At 57.5% G+C, this 17,084-nt stretch carries 16 protein-coding genes; 8 read left to right on the top strand and 8 right to left on the bottom strand.

Going from position 1 to position 17,084, the window contains the following annotated elements; genetic code table 11:
* The first annotated feature begins 65 nt into the window (after positions 1–65).
* The 3 genes from GS605_RS05715 (at position 66) to GS605_RS05705 (ending at position 6,474) form a co-directional block, all read left to right on the top strand.
* Positions 66–1,748: an ATP-binding protein gene (locus GS605_RS05715; protein ID WP_371807735.1), complete on the top strand. Its 1,683-nt coding sequence runs from the start codon at positions 66–68 to the stop codon at positions 1,746–1,748.
* 12 nt (positions 1,749–1,760) lie between these two features.
* Positions 1,761–3,095 (top strand): sigma-54 dependent transcriptional regulator, encoded by a 1,335-nt coding sequence (locus GS605_RS05710; protein WP_050603452.1) that lies wholly within the window; start codon positions 1,761–1,763, stop codon positions 3,093–3,095.
* Between the two features lie 508 nt (positions 3,096–3,603).
* Positions 3,604–6,474, top strand: a complete 2,871-nt coding sequence (locus GS605_RS05705) for a ribonuclease E/G (protein ID WP_171723328.1) — start codon at positions 3,604–3,606, stop codon at positions 6,472–6,474.
* 48 nt (positions 6,475–6,522) lie between these two features.
* On the opposite strand, the gene GS605_RS05700 is transcribed toward GS605_RS05705, so the two are convergent.
* Positions 6,523–6,756, bottom strand: a complete 234-nt coding sequence (locus GS605_RS05700; protein ID WP_171632649.1) for a sulfurtransferase TusA family protein — start codon at positions 6,754–6,756, stop codon at positions 6,523–6,525.
* Positions 6,757–6,862: 106 nt separating this feature from the next.
* On the opposite strand from GS605_RS05700, the gene GS605_RS05695 reads away from it, so the two are divergent.
* The 4 genes from GS605_RS05695 to GS605_RS05680 all read left to right on the top strand — a co-directional run bounded on the left by GS605_RS05695 (position 6,863) and on the right by GS605_RS05680 (position 11,187).
* A complete protein-coding gene (locus GS605_RS05695) occupies positions 6,863–7,615 on the top strand; it encodes a cytochrome c biogenesis CcdA family protein (protein ID WP_171723327.1) in 753 nt (250 codons plus the stop codon).
* Positions 7,616–7,677: 62 nt separating this feature from the next.
* A complete protein-coding gene (locus GS605_RS05690; protein WP_171723326.1) occupies positions 7,678–8,880 on the top strand; it encodes a hypothetical protein in 1,203 nt (400 codons plus the stop codon).
* Between the two features lie 2 nt (positions 8,881–8,882).
* A complete protein-coding gene (locus tag GS605_RS05685; RefSeq protein ID WP_171723647.1) occupies positions 8,883–10,232 on the top strand; it encodes a cytochrome P450 in 1,350 nt (449 codons plus the stop codon).
* 73 nt (positions 10,233–10,305) lie between these two features.
* On the top strand, positions 10,306–11,187 hold the full coding sequence (locus tag GS605_RS05680; RefSeq protein ID WP_171723325.1) for a fructose bisphosphate aldolase: 882 nt from the start codon (positions 10,306–10,308) through the stop codon (positions 11,185–11,187).
* A 4-nt stretch (positions 11,188–11,191) separates the two neighbouring features.
* Here the strand turns inward: GS605_RS05680 and GS605_RS05675 are convergent, their stop codons facing one another.
* From GS605_RS05675 to fumC, 4 genes are read right to left on the bottom strand one after another with little or no spacing between them, the layout of a single operon-like run.
* Positions 11,192–11,794 (bottom strand): DNA-3-methyladenine glycosylase I, encoded by a 603-nt coding sequence (locus GS605_RS05675; RefSeq protein WP_171723324.1) that lies wholly within the window; start codon positions 11,792–11,794, stop codon positions 11,192–11,194.
* Between the two features lie 58 nt (positions 11,795–11,852).
* Entirely contained in the window at positions 11,853–12,074 is a 222-nt protein-coding gene (locus GS605_RS05670; RefSeq protein WP_171723323.1) for a ribbon-helix-helix domain-containing protein, read from the bottom strand.
* On the bottom strand, positions 12,071–12,247 hold the full coding sequence (locus GS605_RS05665; RefSeq protein ID WP_171231680.1) for a DUF4169 family protein: 177 nt from the start codon (positions 12,245–12,247) through the stop codon (positions 12,071–12,073). The genes GS605_RS05670 and GS605_RS05665 overlap by 4 nt, the downstream gene beginning before the upstream one ends.
* A complete protein-coding gene (fumC, locus tag GS605_RS05660) occupies positions 12,247–13,641 on the bottom strand; it encodes a class II fumarate hydratase (RefSeq protein ID WP_171632636.1) in 1,395 nt (464 codons plus the stop codon). Before fumC ends, GS605_RS05665 begins: the two co-directional genes overlap by 1 nt.
* A gap of 205 nt (positions 13,642–13,846) precedes the next feature.
* Here fumC and GS605_RS05655 point away from each other — a divergent pair, with 205 nt between their 5' ends.
* Positions 13,847–14,410: a hypothetical protein gene (locus tag GS605_RS05655; protein ID WP_171632634.1), complete on the top strand. Its 564-nt coding sequence runs from the start codon at positions 13,847–13,849 to the stop codon at positions 14,408–14,410.
* Between the two features lie 27 nt (positions 14,411–14,437).
* On the opposite strand, the gene GS605_RS05650 is transcribed toward GS605_RS05655, so the two are convergent.
* The 3 genes from GS605_RS05650 to GS605_RS05640 form a co-directional block, all read right to left on the bottom strand.
* Complete coding sequence (locus GS605_RS05650; protein WP_171168262.1) at positions 14,438–14,896, bottom strand: SspB family protein; 459 nt, start codon at positions 14,894–14,896, stop codon at positions 14,438–14,440.
* A 76-nt stretch (positions 14,897–14,972) separates the two neighbouring features.
* Positions 14,973–16,226 carry a chromate efflux transporter gene (chrA, locus tag GS605_RS05645; RefSeq protein ID WP_171723322.1) on the bottom strand — a complete coding sequence of 418 codons (1,254 nt, stop codon included), beginning with the start codon at positions 16,224–16,226 and terminating at the stop codon, positions 14,973–14,975.
* On the bottom strand, positions 16,223–17,038 hold the full coding sequence (locus GS605_RS05640; protein WP_171723321.1) for a sulfurtransferase/chromate resistance protein: 816 nt from the start codon (positions 17,036–17,038) through the stop codon (positions 16,223–16,225). The genes chrA and GS605_RS05640 overlap by 4 nt, the downstream gene beginning before the upstream one ends.
* Between the last annotated feature and the right edge of the window lie 46 nt (positions 17,039–17,084).

Raw genomic sequence — 17,084 nt, 5'->3', positions numbered from 1 at the left:
AGCTGCTGAAACCGTTTCGCGGCGCCCCGTTGGGGTGGCGGCTGCGGCTGGCTGTTATTGTATTGATGGTGGCAACAATCGCAACGGTTTGGATCACCAACCGCTTGTTGACCGACAGGTTCACCGAATCCACCCGCAACCGGGCCGAGCTGCGCCTTGCGCTGTATTCGGGCAATTTGCTTAGCGAACTGCGCCGCAACTCGATCGTGCCCCAGTTGCTGGCGCGGGACCCGACACTGATTTCGGCGCTGCAATCCAGAGACTATTCGTTATCGACGCAGCGTTTGATTTCGTTCGTTGAGGAAATCGGTGCGGCGTCGTTGATGCTGTTGGATGGTGACGGGCGAACGGTTGCGGCGACGGATCGGAACAGGCTGGGCGAGGCGCACAGGAATATTCCGTATTTTGTGGACGCGATCCGGTCAAATGCGACGATCTTTTCCGTTATTCCTAAGGAATCCGGCGGATACAGCTTTGTCTATTCGCGCCGACTTGAAAACAGTGCGGAAATACTGGGCGTGATCGTTGTCGAAGTTGATCTGCAAAAGTTTGAACAGGCATGGGCCGGTATTTCGGATGCGGTGATGGTCACTGACAGCACCGGAACCATCATTCTGTCCACCGAACCGCGCTGGCGGGGTCTGGATGAGGGGGCGGCCCTGCTGCGTCAACCGCCGCAAGGGGCGATCCAGCGGGCCATTCGCGCGACCACCGATTGGACCGCTTTGCCACCTGACGCCTACCTGCAAGGCGAGGCCGTGATGCGTCTGGAGACGCGCATCCCGTTCCGCGGCTGGCAAATGACATCTTTCACGACCTATGCCTCGATCCGCGAGAAAGTGAACAGCGTTCTGGCGCTCGAGATCATGGGCTTTGCGATTCTTCTGGCGCTGGCGTTCTACGCGCTGAGCCGAAGGGCGACGCTGCGCATGACCCTGTTTCAGCGCGAGTCGGCAGAGCTTCGCGCATTGAACGCCAGGCTACAGCGGGAAATCGCTGAACGCGAACGGGTTGAAAAGACGTTGGATTTGGCCGAACAGACCCTTGCCCAAAGCTCGAAACTTGCAGCTCTGGGTGAAATGTCAGCGGCGGTCAGTCACGAGCTGAATCAACCTCTGGCTGCAATGAAAACCTATTTGGCCGGCGCCCGTCTGCTGTTGCGTCGAAACCGGCCGGAAGAAGCGTTGGCAAGTTTCGGTCGCATCGATGGTCTGATCGAGCGGATGGGGGCGATTACGCGGCAGCTAAAATCTTACGCGCGCAAGGGGGCAGATGCGTTTTCACCTGTAAATCTTGGCGAAGCGCTGGCCTCGGCCTTGTCGATGATGGAACCGCAGTTGCGTCAGCGCCATGTGAAGATCACCCAGATCCTGCCGGAAGAACCGGTGGTGGTGATGGGGGACCGGATGCGGATCGAGCAGGTTATGGTCAACCTCTTGCGCAATGCGCTGGACGCCACCAAATCAGTGGCAGAGCCGGATGTGGAAATCATCCTGGCGGCGGGTGACACGGCTGTCCTGACGGTACGCGACAACGGGCATGGGATCGAGGATATCGAGAACCTGTTCGAGCCGTTTTATACCACCAAACAGCCCGGAGACGGGGTGGGCCTGGGGCTTGCCATCTCGTCGGGGATCGTGAACGACCATGGGGGACGGCTGACTGCGCGCAACGGCCAATACGGCGGCGCGGTGTTTGAAATGCAGTTGCCAGCACTGGGAAGCGACGGCCTTGAGGCCGCGGAATAACGAGGAATGACTATGGCACAGGCCATGAAAATCGCCATTGTGGATGACGAACAGGACATGCGCCAATCGATCAGCCAATGGCTTGCTTTGTCCGGGTATGACACGGAAACCTTTGCCAGCGCCGAGGACGCGCTCAAGGTTCTGGGGCCGGATTATCCGGGGATCGTGATCTCGGACATCAAGATGCCGGGAATGGATGGTATTCAGCTTCTGAAAAAGCTGATGGGGGCCGACAGCACCTTACCGGTGATCATGATCACCGGCCACGGTGATGTGCCGATGGCGGTTGAAGCGATGCGCGTTGGCGCGTTCGACTTCCTTGAAAAACCGTTCAACCCCGATCGGATGTCCGAACTGGCCAAACGCGCCAGCAATGCGCGCCGTCTGACTCTGGACAACCGCGCCTTGCGGCGCGAGCTGTCCGGCGGCACCCAGATCATGAACAAGCTGATCGGCGCCAGCCCGGTCATGGAGCGGCTGCGTGAGGATATTCTGGATCTCGGCCAGGCTGACGGCCATGTGTTGATCGACGGTGAAACCGGTACCGGGAAAACCCTTGTGGCTCACGCGCTTCATGCCGTTGGCAGCCGTGCTGGCAAGAAGTTTGTTCTGGTGTCCTGCGCCGCGCTTGAAGAGGATGCACTGGCCAAGCGCCTGTTTGGCCCGATGATGCCCGAAGATGCGCAACTGCCCGCCATCGAAGAGGCGCGTGGCGGCACGCTGGTTCTGGAAGATGTGGAAGCGTTGAGCGATACGTTGCAGGCCAAACTGCTGAGCGTGATGAACGAGCAGGGCACACCCGCAGAGACCCGGATTGTTGCCATCTCGAACTTGCAGGAGGCGGGGAAGACGTCGGAAGACGTGCTGCGCCCGGACCTGTTTTATCGCTTGGCGGCGCTGCGCATCACCATGCCGCCGTTGCGGCAGCGGGGCGAAGATATCCTGACCCTGTTCACCCGTCTCAGCGAGCAGTTTGCCGAAGAATACGGTTGCGATGCACCCCAGGTGAGCGCGCAGGAGGCTGCGCAATTGTTGCAGGCCCCTTGGCCCGGCAATGTGCGCCAGTTGATCAACATTGCCGAACGGGCGGTGCTGCAATCGCGCCGTGGCTCGGGCACCATCGCGTCTCTGTTGATGTCCGATCACGAAGAGATGCAGCCGGTGATGACCACCGAGGGCAAGCCGCTGAAGGAATATGTCGAAGCGTTCGAACGAATGCTGATTGATAATACGATGCGCAGGCACAAAGGCTCTATCGCGTCAGTCATGGACGAGCTTTGCCTTCCTCGCCGGACGCTGAACGAGAAGATGGCCAAATACGGCCTTCAGCGTTCGGACTATCTGTAAGCGATGCGATTTGGGGGCTCTGCCCCCGTCGCCTGTGGCGCCTCCCCCGGGATATTTTTGGCCAGATGAAGGGGGCGTCACCGCTGGTTTGGGCGCAGAATGCAGTTTGCCCATTGTCTTTTCCACAGGGTTGCTTTTATTGTGTCGGAACGGGCCGGGCGAATTTGACGCCTGCAAGTCCCGAATCTTTGAGTTTCGCTGCTGATCCGTTGGTGAGGGTCAAGACCTCGCGGTTCAGCAGACCGATTATGCCCATCAACGGGCAGTGGAGTACCTGAGCCCGGGATCACTGGGCGAAAGGAATAAATGGGCAGGCTGCGTTCAGACGCGCCTGTCGGAGAAGAACCGCGATGACGCGCGCGCAACGATTGAGAGAACGGGCAGGGGGCCACAGCGCCAGACCCTGCCGCGCGCCGTCTGATATCGCCCTGACAAGACACCTCCCCAAAAGCGCCTGTCCGCCTGGACAGGTCAGGACAACGCGTTTGGCGCGGTGCACCAAGGACAAATGGCTAAGAAAATGCTTATCGATGCCACCCACGCGGAGGAAACCCGCGTCGTGGTGGTTGACGGAAACAAGGTCGAGGAGTTCGATTTTGAATCCGAAAACAAACGCCAGCTTGCCGGCAACATCTATCTTGCAAAAGTAACGCGGGTTGAGCCGTCGCTTCAGGCGGCCTTTGTGGATTATGGCGGGAACCGGCATGGTTTCCTGGCATTCTCTGAAATTCACCCGGATTATTACCAGATCCCTGTCGCTGACCGTGAGGCGCTGATGGAGGAAGAGCGCGCCTATGCCGAGGCTATGAAGGCGCGCGATGAGGCTGAGGAGGCCAAATCCAAGAAGCGGCGGACCCGGTCTCGTGCGAAGGCTGCTGACGTGAAATCGGATGATCCGGTTGAAACGATGGAGGTTTCGACCGAACCAACCGGCATGGAAACCATCGATCTGGACGAGGGTGAAGAAGCAGATGTTGATGTTCCGGAAGGAACGTCGCCGATGGAAGTCGTCGCTGAAACTCCGGTAGAGGAGCCGGTTGACGATGACGCGGCGGCCACTGAAGGAGCAACCGAAACCGCTTCGGGTGAGGCTGCGCTGGACGACGTTGCCGAGGAAGCAACTGAACAGGCTGTCGAGGTCTCGGACGACGAGGCGGAGGATCAGGCCGAAGAGGCGGTGGAGGCCGTTGAAGACGTTTTATCGGAAGGCGATGAAGCCCAATCCGAGCCCGAGCAAGCAGAAGAACCTGTCGAAGCTGCGGATGATGAACAAGACCCTGATGAGGACGTTGACGAAACCAAAGGTACAGACGCTGCATCAAAAGACGCATCGATTGAATCGGTTGCTGACGATGATGACAGCGAAGACATTCGTCCGCCGCGCAAACCGCGCCCGCGTCGTTACAAAATACAGGAAGTCATCAAAGTACGTCAGGTTCTGCTGGTGCAGGTTGTCAAGGAAGAGCGCGGAAACAAGGGTGCTGCGCTTACGACCTATCTTTCGCTGGCAGGACGGTATTGCGTTCTGATGCCCAATACCGCACGTGGTGGTGGCATCAGCCGCAAGATTACCAACGCGGCGGACCGGAAAAAGCTGAAAGAGATCGCAACGGATATCGATGTGCCAACCGGGGCGGGTTTGATCATTCGAACCGCCGGAGCCAAGCGAACCAAATCCGAGATCAAGCGCGACTATGAATACCTCCAGCGTTTGTGGGAGCAGATCCGGGCGCTGACACTGGAATCCATCGCGCCGGCAAAGATCTATGAAGAAGGTGATCTGATCAAACGGTCGATCCGAGATCTTTACAACCGTGATATCGACGAAGTCTTGGTCGAAGGTGAGGGCGGGTACCGCATCGCCAAGGACTTCATGAAGATGATCATGCCGTCGCACGCCAAGAACGTGAAACGGTACGAAGATGCGCTACCTCTGTTCGCGCGCTATCAGGTGGAAAGCTATCTGGCCGGGATGTTCAATCCCACCGTACAGCTGAAATCCGGTGGCTATATCGTGATCGGCGTGACGGAAGCGCTGGTGGCGATCGACGTGAACTCGGGCCGGGCAACCAAGGAAGGCTCGATCGAGGAAACCGCACTCAAGACCAACCTTGAAGCTGCGGAAGAGGTTGCACGTCAGTTGCGCCTGCGCGACCTCGCAGGTCTGATTGTCATCGATTTCATCGATATGGACGAGCGCAAGAACAACGCTGCTGTCGAAAAGCGTCTGAAAGACAAGTTGAAAACCGACCGCGCCCGCATTCAGGTTGGTCGTATTTCGGGTTTTGGTCTGCTGGAGATGAGCCGTCAGCGTCTGCGCCCCGGTATGATCGAGGCGACCACACAGCCATGCCCGGCATGCCACGGCACCGGCCTGATCCGTTCGGACGACAACATGGCGCTGTCGATCCTGCGTCAGATCGAAGAGGAAGGCACCCGCCGCCGCTCGCGCGAGGTTCTGGTGCGCTGCCCGGTCAGTATCGCCAACTTCCTGATGAACCAGAAGCGCGAGCATATTGCCCAGATCGAGGCGCGGTATGGGCTTTCGGTGAGGATCGAAGGGGATATCCATTTGGTCAGCCCGGACTTCTCGATGGAGAAATTCAAGACGGCCAGCCGGATTGTTCCCGAGGCCACGGCGCCTGTTGTTTCTGTCGATGCGTCGCTGATGGATCTTGTCGATTCATCGGACGCGGAAGAGACCGAAGAGGAAATCGCTCAGACCGAAGAAGAGGCAAAGCCCAAGCGCAAGCGCCGTCGTCGTCGTCGCAAGAAAGGCGCGGGCAATGGGGATACGCCGGAGCAGACCGCAGAAGAGGGTGACGCGCCAGCACAAGAAGACGCAGAGAGCGATACGCCTGACGTCGAAAGTGCAGAGCCGGCTGAAGCTGAGGCTTCGGAGGAAGAAAAACCGGCAAAGCCCAAGCGCAAACGCGCCCCGCGCCGTCGCAAGAAAGATGCGGTTGCCGAAGAAGTTGCGGATCAGCCTGAAGAGCCATCCGCCACGACGGCGGACGCCGTGACGGAAGAGCCGGCAGCCGAGGAAACCGGCGAGAGCATCGAGGGCGAAAGCGCAGAGGTCGTGGCGGAACAAGTTGAGGTGGCCGCTGAACCAGCCGAAGCACAGGCTGACGCTCCGCCGTCGGAAGAGCAACCTGCAAACGGTATGGATGCGGCACAAGCGGTTGAAGAAGCGGATGAGGTTGAAAAGCCTTCTGCGGAAGCTGTAGAAGCCGCTGACGTTTCAGAAACCGACGATCCTGCCGAAGACGGGCCAGCGGAAACAACGCCCGAGCCGGTGCTTGAAAGCGTGGCGGAAGAGCCTGAACCTATACCCGCCAAACCCAAACGTCGCGGTTGGTGGTCGCTGGGAAGTTAACGAAAAAGGCGGGCTGATCGGCCCGCCTTTTTTGACCTGCAACGAAGGTCAGCCGGATTTTTTGATCAGATAGATCTGATGTGCGCCGTCAGTGTTCTGGGAAAGCAGTGTATGCCCGGCCTCGGCACAAAAATGCGGAACATCCACGATGGCCGCAGGATCATCGGCCAGCACCCGCAGAACGGCACCCTCGGGCATGGATTTCAATCGTTTGCGGGCTTTCAGGACGGGCAAGGGGCACAACAGGCCCAAAGCGTCCAGGGTATCTGTAATCTCTGACATGATTTTCGGGATAGGGCGAAGTTGTAATATTGTCCAGATTCCGAGCACGAGGATGTGACTGTTTGGCCCCGTGACGGATTGCTCTTCATCACATATGTGCAGAAACATGTTCGGAATCGAAATCATAGACGCGGGACTGCTGCCCGCCATGTTGGTCGCGCTTCTGGGTGGCCTGATCAGCTTTCTGTCGCCTTGCGTATTGCCAATCGTACCGCCTTATCTGGCGTATATGAGCGGCGTTACCATACATGAGATGCAGGACGAGGCCCGTGCGCGGCGCAAGGCGACCCTGTCGGCGCTGTTCTTTGTCATGGGCCTGTCGACCGTGTTTCTGCTGCTTGGCTTTACCGCATCGGCCTTTGGCGCGTTTGTGCTGCAAAATCAGGTTCTGTTCGCCAAGCTATCCGGTGCCGTTGTCATCGTCTTTGGCCTTCACTTTCTGAATGTTTTCCGGATTCCTTTTCTGGATCGCGAAGCACGGATTGAAACCGGTGATTCCGGTGGGTCGGTCTTTGGCGCTTACATCCTTGGCCTGGCTTTCGCATTTGGCTGGACCCCCTGCATTGGTCCTCAACTGGGTGCGATCCTGTCACTGGCGGCGAACGAAGCGTCGGTCGCGCGTGGCACGTTTCTGCTGGGGGTCTACGCTGCGGGTTTGGGTATTCCGTTCTTGTTGGCAGCCATGTTCCTGAATCGCTCCATGACCGTGATGAACCGGATCAAACCGTATATGGGCACGATCGAAAAGATCATGGGCGGGCTGTTGCTGTTTGTGGGCATCATGCTGATAACCGGGCTTTTCACCCGCTTCAGCTGGTGGTTGCTGGAGACTTTTCCGGCGCTGGCAAATTTCGGATGATTAACTGACCCTCTTACCTTGGCTGCAAGCCTGCGTTAACCTGCGCATCAGAAGGTAAGGGCATGAGCAGTCACACTAATCAGCCGCAGGTGCGCAGACGTCGGGTGTTCTATATACCCGGCTATGATCCGATGCCGCCCCGGCGATATCGCGAGCTGTATCGCGGTGAATCGCAGAATCAGGCTCGGATCTCGGGGTACGAGATCGCCATATCCCCAAAGACAACGGACGGGCGTTTTGGGTGGCGTGTGACCTCGGAACAAGATGGCCTGACTGTTGAAACGGAATTCGAGGTTCTGGTCTGGTCCGACATCGTGCGCGACAGCATGTCGGCCTCGATCCCGGCGACCTATTGGCAATTGGCCCGCACGGCGTGGATTTACATGTCAACCGGTACGTTGTGGCGTCTGATGCGATTGCGCAAGGGCCCGGTGATCGCAGCGTTGTATCCAGTGGCGATGTTGGTGTCTCAGCTGCTGATCGCGCTTGCGTTGGCATGGGCGTGCATAGCCATGGCAGGTTGGTGGGGGATATTCCCCGGAGCGGCTATCGCCGTCGCGTTACTGCTGTGGTTTCGCAAGGTCGATAACCGGTTGTTTGCGTATTACCTCATGCATGATTACGCCTATTCAGCGCAGTTGAGCGGGCAAATGCCGGTCGAGCTGCGGGACAGGATGTCTTCGTTTCGTGAAGCGATCCAAGAGGCGCTGAATTCCGATGTGGATGAAGTGCTGGTCGTTGGCCACAGCTCGGGCGCGCATCTGGGGGTGTCTGTTCTGGCCGAGCTGATCCGAAAAACGAAAGTGCACGAGCAGGGCGCGGTGCTGTCGTTTCTCAGTCTGGGACAGGTGGTTCCCATGGTCTCGTTTCTGCCCCGGGCACACGATTTGCGGTCCGATCTGCATTTCCTGTCCACTCGGTCCGAGCTCAGCTGGATCGATGTCTCGGCCCCCGGTGATGGCTGCGCCTTTGCGCTTTGCGATCCGGTTGCGGTCACGGGGGTGGCCGATGCTGATAAACGCTGGCCGCTGGTCCTGTCAGCGGCTTTTTCGCAAACCTTGTCTCCGGAACGCTGGAAGGCTTTGCGATGGCGGTTTTTTCGCCTTCATTTTCAGTATCTTTGCGCCTTCGACAAGCCGGAAAGTTATGATTATTTTCGAATAACGGCTGGCCCGTTGACGTTGGGGCAAAGGTTTGCGGATCGTGAGGCTTCGCGCAGCCGCATCGAGACGCCTGTCTCCAAGTTCACCTCGGTACAGCCATGACCATGACCCCGCCCAAGCCAGACCCGCGCCCCGAGAAAGTTTCGTTGCTGCGCTATGTGAAACTGTTCAGACATGACCTGCTGTCGGCCCAGCCAGCCCGGCTGTATCGCGCGTGGATGGCAGAATTCAAAACCCCGTTCTTCCGATCGTTCCTGATCAATCAACCGGACCTGATTCAAACCGTCCTCAAGAAACGGCCTGACGATTTCCCCAAATCCGGCAGGATCAGCGAAGGCCTGCGCCCGTTGCTTGGCAATTCGGTGTTTCTGACCAATGGCGAGGTCTGGAAACGACAGCGGCGGATTATCGATCCGGCGTTCGAAGGCGGGCGTCTGAAGGATACATTCCCGGCCATGCTGGCCGCCGCCGAGGCGTGTGTGAAACGGCTGCGGCCTCATGTCGGAGGGGAGCTCGAATTCGAAGAGCAGACAAGCCATGCGGCAGCGGATGTGATATTTCGCACCCTGTTTTCCGTTCCAATCGGCAACGCTATCGCCAGCCAGGTGTTCGAAAAGTTCCGGGCCTATCAACGCGCGCAACCTTTGCTGAATCTGGCGGCTTTTGTTCCCTTGCCAAAGTGGCTGCCCCGGTTTCATTCCGGGGCGACCAAACAAAACGCGCGGGATATCAGGGCGCTGATTGCCGAACTGACCAGAACACGCGCAAAGGCCATCAAGGACGGAACGGCACCTGATGATCTTGCGACCAAGATCATGACGACGGCTGATCCCGAAACCGGGCAATTCTTCGACCCCGAGGAAATGGTTGATCAGGTGGCGATCTTTTTTCTTGCCGGGCATGAAACCAGCGCGTCAGCCTTGGCCTGGACGCTGTACCTGATGGCCCTTTACCCGGAATGGCAGCAGAAGGTTGCAGAGGAGGCCGCCGTTCTGGATGATCCTTCATTTGCCTCTGTTTCAAAACTTCGGATCAGCCGGGATGTGTTCCGTGAAGCGCTGCGCCTTTATCCTCCGGTGCCCATGATGGTCCGCGAGACCACGTGCCCCGAACGGTTCCGTAACCGGGATGTTCCGGTTGGCGCGCAGATCGTGATCAGCCCGTGGCATTTGCACCGTCAGGCGCGTTTGTGGGACGATCCGGACGGTTTTGATCCCAGCCGTTGGGGCACGGAAAACGGCAAGCGGTGCCAGCGCGACGCTTACATCCCGTTCTCAGCAGGCCCCCGAGTGTGCACCGGGGCAGGGTTTGCAATGGTCGAAGGGCCGCTGATCCTGTCAATGCTCTTGCGCCGCTACCGGTTCGAAACAATCCCGGGAAAAACACCCGTTCCGGTCGCTCACCTGACGGTTCGATCCAAAGATGGTATATGGTTACGCCTGTTTGAGCGCTAACAACCTACCATCGGTTCACGCCCTGTTGTATGCGGGGAAGAACATCGGAATCATCATTGAACGGGAAAACAATATGTCCAAAGCAGAACAGCGCGCGCAGATGATCAACGGCACGGGCTTTATCGCGGCACTGGATCAAAGCGGCGGATCAACCCCGAAAGCGCTTGCGTTGTATGGTGTCGAGGCATCCGACTACAACTCAGACGAAGAGATGTTCGGTGAAATCCAGAAGATGCGTGCCCGCATCATTCTGGCCGACGATTTCACAAAGGACAAAGTGATTGGCGCAATCCTGTTCGAACGTACCCTGGGCGAAGAGATCGAAGGCCGCAAGGTTGCCGATTACCTGTGGTCGGTCAAAGGTATCGTGCCTTTCCTGAAGATCGACAAAGGCTTGGAAGAACAGGCAAATGGCGTTCAGATGATGAAACCGATCCCCGGTCTGGCCGAGACCCTGGCCAAGGCCGATGGTGTGTTCGGCACCAAGGAACGCTCGGTCATTCACGAAGCGAATGCCGACGGCATCGCGGCGGTGGTTGCGCAACAGTTCGACGTCGCCCGCGAAGTCACCGATGCCGGTATGGTTCCGATCGTGGAACCCGAAGTGAACATCCATTCGGAAACCAAGGCCGAGGCGGAAGACATTCTGAAGGCTGAAATTCTCAATAACCTCGATCAACTGGCCGAAGGCCAGGAAGTGATGCTGAAGCTGACGATCCCGACACAGGCAAACCTGTATGACGCGCTGGCTGACCACCCGCGGGTATTGCGGGTTGTGGCCCTGTCCGGCGGTTATTCGACGGAAGAAGCCTGTGATCTGCTGGGCCGGAACGGCAAGATGATCGCATCCTTCTCGCGGGCCTTGACCGAAGGTCTGTCGAAGCAGCAGTCAGATGCCGAATTCAACGCGGCCCTGGGTGCCAACATCGACAAGATTTTCAAAGCCTCGGTCTGATCCGTCAGACAGGTTTGACGAAAGAGCGGCGCAACTGCGCCGCTTTTTTTCTGCCGATGCAGCCCTCGGCATGATCATTGACCAGCCCCATGGCCTGCATGAACGCAAACACGGTTGTAGGGCCAACAAACTTCCATCCTCGTTTCTTGAGATCTTTCGACATGGCCACCGACTCGGGCGATGTGGACGCCGTTTGCGGAGGCGGAGGTGTTTCAGCCTCGTAACGCCAGACATAAGCCGCCAGAGATCCTTCGGCCGCCACAAGGTCCTGCGCGCAACGCGCATTGTTGATCACCGCTTCAATCTTGCCGCGATGACGGATGATCCCGGAATCCTGTAGCAGGCGTTCCACATCGGCATCAGAAAACGTGGCCATCTTGTTGAAATCAAACCCGCAAAAAGCCTTCCTGAAGTTTTCGCGCTTGTTCAGGATCGTTCGCCAGCTGAGGCCTGACTGAAAGCTTTCGAGGCACAGTTTTTCAAACAGCCGTTGGTCGTCGCCGACAGGGTAACCCCATTCATTGTCATGATATTCAAAGAATTCGGGCGCGGCCTGACACCATGCGCATCTTTGCTGCCCATCCGGCCCGGTAATGGTGTCGCTCATGGTTGTACCCTTTTTGTTCCAACTCACGTTACACGTCCAGGCGAGGGCGTGACAAGTCTCAATCAGGGTTGCGGAACCAGTTCAGCACAAAGACGCGTATGGCCGATGCAAGACCCGTTTCCGGGTCGCGGGCCACATCAATTTCAGCCGCCAAGACATTGATTGGCTTACCTTGTTCCTGAGCGATGTCGCGAAAAGCACGCCAGAATTCATCCTCGAGTGATACCGAAGTTCGGTGTCCTTTCAGGGTCAGAGAGCGTTTGACAGGACGGCCGCTCATTCGTCCAGCTCATGATTGTCGAGGTCGCGCTTTTGTTTTTTCTGTTGAAGCTTCACGACTTCTTTTTCAGCTTTTGTACGCCCAAATGCGACGGCGTTCCGGTCAGCGCGGGCCTTTCTTTCGGCCCGCGCTTTTTCCTTTCGATACCGGTTCAGATTGACCGGCTTGCCCATCAGTCTTTTGGGCCGATCATCTGTTCGGGGCGGACGACAGCGTCAAAGGTCGCTTCGTCCACAAAGCCCAGCGCGATGGCTTCTTCCTTGAGCGTGGTACCGTTCTTGTGGGCGGTTTTCGCAACGGTGGTCGCATTGTCATAACCGATGGTAGGGGCAAGCGCCGTGACCAGCATCAGCGATTCCTTCATCAGCTTGTCGATGCGCGGCTCGTTCGCTTTGATGCCCATTAGCATCCGCTCGGTAAAGCTGTCGGTGGCATCCCCCAACAGCTGGATCGATTGCAGCAGGTTGTAGGACATCATCGGATTGTAGACGTTCAATTCGAAATGCCCTTGCGATCCGGCAAAATTCATCGCCGCGTTGTTGCCCATCACATGCGCGGCGACCTGCGTCAGCGCTTCGGCCTGCGTCGGGTTTACCTTGCCGGGCATGATCGACGAGCCGGGCTCATTTTCCGGCAGAATCAGCTCACCCAGGCCGGAACGAGGCCCGGAGCCCAGGAAACGAATGTCGTTTGCGATCTTGTAGCAGCTGCCGGCAATCGTCGCCAAAGCGCCCGAAAGGAAGACCATGGCATCATGCGCGGCCAGCGCTTCGAACTTGTTCGGCGCCGTCACGAAGGGCAGGTCAGTGATCTGGGCCATATGCCCTGCGACCGCTTTGTCCCAGCCGTGCTGGGTGTTCAGGCCGGTGCCAACGGCCGTTCCGCCCTGGGCCAGTTCATAAATCCCCGGCATCGCCGCATGTACGCGTGCGATTCCCTGACGAATCTGGTGGGCATAGCCACTGAACTCCTGACCCAAGGTCAGCGGTGTCGCATCCTGCGTATGGGTTCGGCCGATCTTGATGATGTCCTTGAACTCCTCGGCCTTCTGCTCGAGCACGGACGCCAGTTTTTCAAGGCCGGGAAGCAGGACGTCGCGTACGCTCATCGCTGTTGCGATATGCATGGCGGTTGGGAAAGTATCGTTCGACGATTGCCCCATGTTGCAGTGGTCATTCGGGTGTACCGGGTCTTTGGAACCGATCTTGCCGCCCAGAATCTCGATGGCTCGGTTGGCGATGACCTCGTTCGCATTCATGTTCGACTGGGTGCCCGAACCCGTCTGCCACACGACCAACGGAAAGTTGTCGTCGAACTTGCCCTCGATCACCTCGCCTGCGGCCTGAATGATCGCATCTGCTATCTTTGCGTCCAGCTTGCCCGTTGCCTTGTTTTCCATGGCGCAGGCTTTCTTGATCACGCCCAGCGCGCGCACGATGGCGACCGGCTGTTTTTCCCAGCCGATGGGAAAATTCATGATCGAGCGCTGCGTCTGTGCGCCCCAATACTTGTCGGCAGGAACCTCGAGCGGGCCAAAGCTGTCGGATTCTGTGCGGGTTTGAGACATCGGTCACTCCGTCTGGTATGCAGTTGTATGCCGTTTAGCCGCAGCCACGCCGTGACGCAATCGGCCAGTTGCGCGCACCTTAAACTTAAGGGCGTCAAAGGTATAGGCGCGGGGTGCGTCACTTTAATCGTCATAGGCGGGGAATGTGCATTGTTTGCCGATACCGCTGGGCTACAATGGAGCAATAGACGCCATGGAGGACAAAATGCCAGATTTCCATCGCCTTACGCTTGGAAAAGCAGTCGCGATACTTGCAGTTTGCGCTTTGTGGCTGTCGGTTCTGAGCGCAGCGGCCCGCGCGGCAGACATTACACCGTTCACAGGAGATTATATCGGTTCAGCCGAAGTTGTGGACGCGGATGGCACGACAACGCCCCGCGACATGAGCGTTTCCATCTTCGAGACCAAGAACGGTTTCAACGTCAGTTGGAGGACGACGACATACAAGTTGGATGGACGCGTAAAGGAACAGAAGTTCTCGATTGATTTTGTTCCGTCGGATCGACCGGATGTGTTTTCGGCGGCGATGAAACGCAATGTTTTTGGTCACGAAGTCCCGTTGGACCCGATGAAGGGCGAGCCATTTGTATGGGGCCGCATCGTCGGCGAAACACTGACCGTGTTTTCTTTGTTCATTGACGAGGACGGAGGATATGAGTTGCAGCAATTCGACCGCACGCTTGCTCAGGGCGGGCTGAACCTCGCGTTTTCTCGATTCATAGATGGTCAAAAATCACGATCGGTCGAGACTTTCCTGATGAAACGATAAACCCCGCGCCGGGCGGGGTTTGAAGGTTCACTTCCGAAAGCTGTCCAGCGACACGATATCCGCATCGTGATGTATTTCTTCTTCTTCGACTTCGATGTCGTCTTCGATGATTTGATCTTCTTCGATTTCGTCTTCCGGGCTTTCAAAGCGAAGGCCGAATTCCACGGATGGGTCCACGAAAGTCTTGATTGCGGAATAAGGGACGTACAGCGGTTCTGGGGCATCGCCAAAGTTCAAAGTGATGCCAAAGCCGAGGTCACCGACTTCGAGGTTCTCGAACCAGTGCTGCATGACGATGGTCATTTCTTCGGGATAGCGTTCACGCAGCCAGTCGGCGATTTCCACACCATCTTCACGTGTGTCGAACGTGATGAAAAAGTGATGCGCCCCGGGTAAACCGGTTTCAGAAACGTCCTTCAGCACTGTTTTGATCAAGCCGCGCATGGCGGTGTGCATCAGGTTTCCATAGTCGATGCCTTGCGACATGTGTGATCCTCAAAAGTGGTTATGCTCAGCATAGGGGTTTTGTTCGGAAACGAAAGGGCGGGTACGACCGGATTGATCAGATATTGTGTGCAGCCAGGCCGGCAATCGACATCAGGGCAAGCACGGTTCCCATCCCTAATTTCAGTCGAAAAATCAAGGCCCCAGCAAGGATAGTTAGACCGAATGCGGTAAAATTCAACGCGGAAATCTGCGGCATGGGGATTGCCAGAGGACCCCATGATTTTTCAGACACCGATTCGAAAAGAACATTCAGGGCGAACCACACGGAAAGGTTGAGAATCACTCCGACGACGGCCGCGGTGATTCCATGAAGGGCCGCGGACAGGCGAGGACGCGCAGCCAGACGGTCAAGATATGGGGCCGCAAGAAAAATCCAAAGAAAGCACGGAACGAACGTCGCCCACAATGCAACCGCACCGGCTGCAAGCGCCAGCGTGAACCCGCCGGTCAGTTGCCCGGTCAGCATGGCGACAAACTGTGTGACAAGTATGAGCGGCCCCGGAGTCGTTTCCGCCAGACCCAGCCCATCAATCATCTGATCCGTGCTGATCCAGTGGTACTGGTCGACAACCGTTTGGGTCATATAGGCCAATACGGCATATGCGCCGCCAAAGGTCACAACGGCGAGTCGGGCAAAAAACCACCCCAGATCGCTCAGCAGTTGATGGCCTGTGACGCTCAGAGTAACGAGCGGGCCCAACCAAAGGGGCAACCAGACAGCAATCGTTCGCAGAGACTGCGCCAGATGTGGTGTTCCTTCTCGCGTGGGAGTTTCTACGGGTCCTTTGAAGGTCACGTACCCCCAAGCTGCGGCAACGAATATGATCGCCGGAAAAGGAAGGTTCAGCAGAAAAATGGCCAGGAAGGACAGGATTGCGATTGTTCGATGCTCGCGATCATTCAATGCCTTGCGCGAAAGATTGCGGAGCGCCTGCAAAACGATGACGATGACGGTTGCCTTGATGCCTGTGAAGGCCGACTGCACTAAGGGAACATCGCCAAATACTGAATAGAGCGCGACCAGAACCGCAATCACCAACGCGCCGGGCAACACGAACAAGCTGCCGGCAATCAGCCCGCCGGCAACGCCGCGCAGGCGCCACCCGGCATAGGTTGCCAGCTGCATCGCCTCGGGGCCCGGCAGCAACATGCACAGAGACAGGGCGCGCAGGTAAGTCTGTTCATCCAGCCAGGGTCGGCGTTCGACCAATTCCTGATGCATCAAGGAAATCTGAGCCGCAGGACCGCCGAAAGACAGCAGACCGATCCTGCCAAAGACCTTGAAAATCTCGGCCAGTGTCGGTGTCATGACGTTCGCCCGGTGGGCCAGTCATGGCTTTCGTCAAACCCATCGCGCGCCCAGCGATACATCGCGTCGTAAAGCTTCATCCCGGCTTTCAGGTTTTCATGGTCATCGCGGTACTGCCTTGAAAGCCCGACAGACACCGCCAACAATCCCGCCGCTTCGGGTGCAAGCGCGTGCCGGTTCGTGTCCGCTGCCCGGATGACCGTCGCCAACCGGTCCAGCGCGGGGGAGTGAAGCTCGAATTCATCCAACATGGTGTCAAACGTGCAATTGTCGCCTCGGTGGCTCCAGAACGTGTTCTCGATATCAAAAGGTGACGCCCCGAAAACAGTCGCAACGCTTTCGACTTCGCCGGGTGCTACAAACAGGAACTTGGCGTCGGGATCAACAAACCTGCGTATCAGCCAGGGACATGCGATTCTGTCGATCTTTGGCCGGTGACGTGTGACCCACAGCGTATGGCCACCAATTCGATCAGGAATGCGTGTTGCGGGCACACGTGGTGCATCGGCCATGTCGCGCCAGGCATGCATTCCACCTTCCAGATATTCGGCTTGATGCCCTTCGCCGCGCAACCAGGAGACAACGCCCTGGCTCAGCTTTTTGCCTTTTTGACAGATAATCACGACCGAACGGCCCGAGATCTTGCACAAAAGCCCCTGAATATCCGTGGCCGGGTGCCGGATTGATGCGGGGATCAGATAGGGATATTCTTCAAAATCGTCATTCAGGCAGACGTCGAATAGAACGGGCGCATTCGGAGTACCAATCAGACGCAGGAGTTGTTTGGGAGAAATAGAGTTGGGCGATGCCATGGCATGTTTCCTTGTGACCGCGGATACATGCGAAACTTGGGCTGTC

This window comes from Ruegeria sp. HKCCD7559 (assembly GCF_013110575.1).
Lineage (GTDB): Bacteria > Pseudomonadota > Alphaproteobacteria > Rhodobacterales > Rhodobacteraceae > Ruegeria.
The sequence above is the reverse complement of the archived record's forward strand: the minus strand, read 5'-3'. Positions and strand labels throughout refer to the sequence as shown.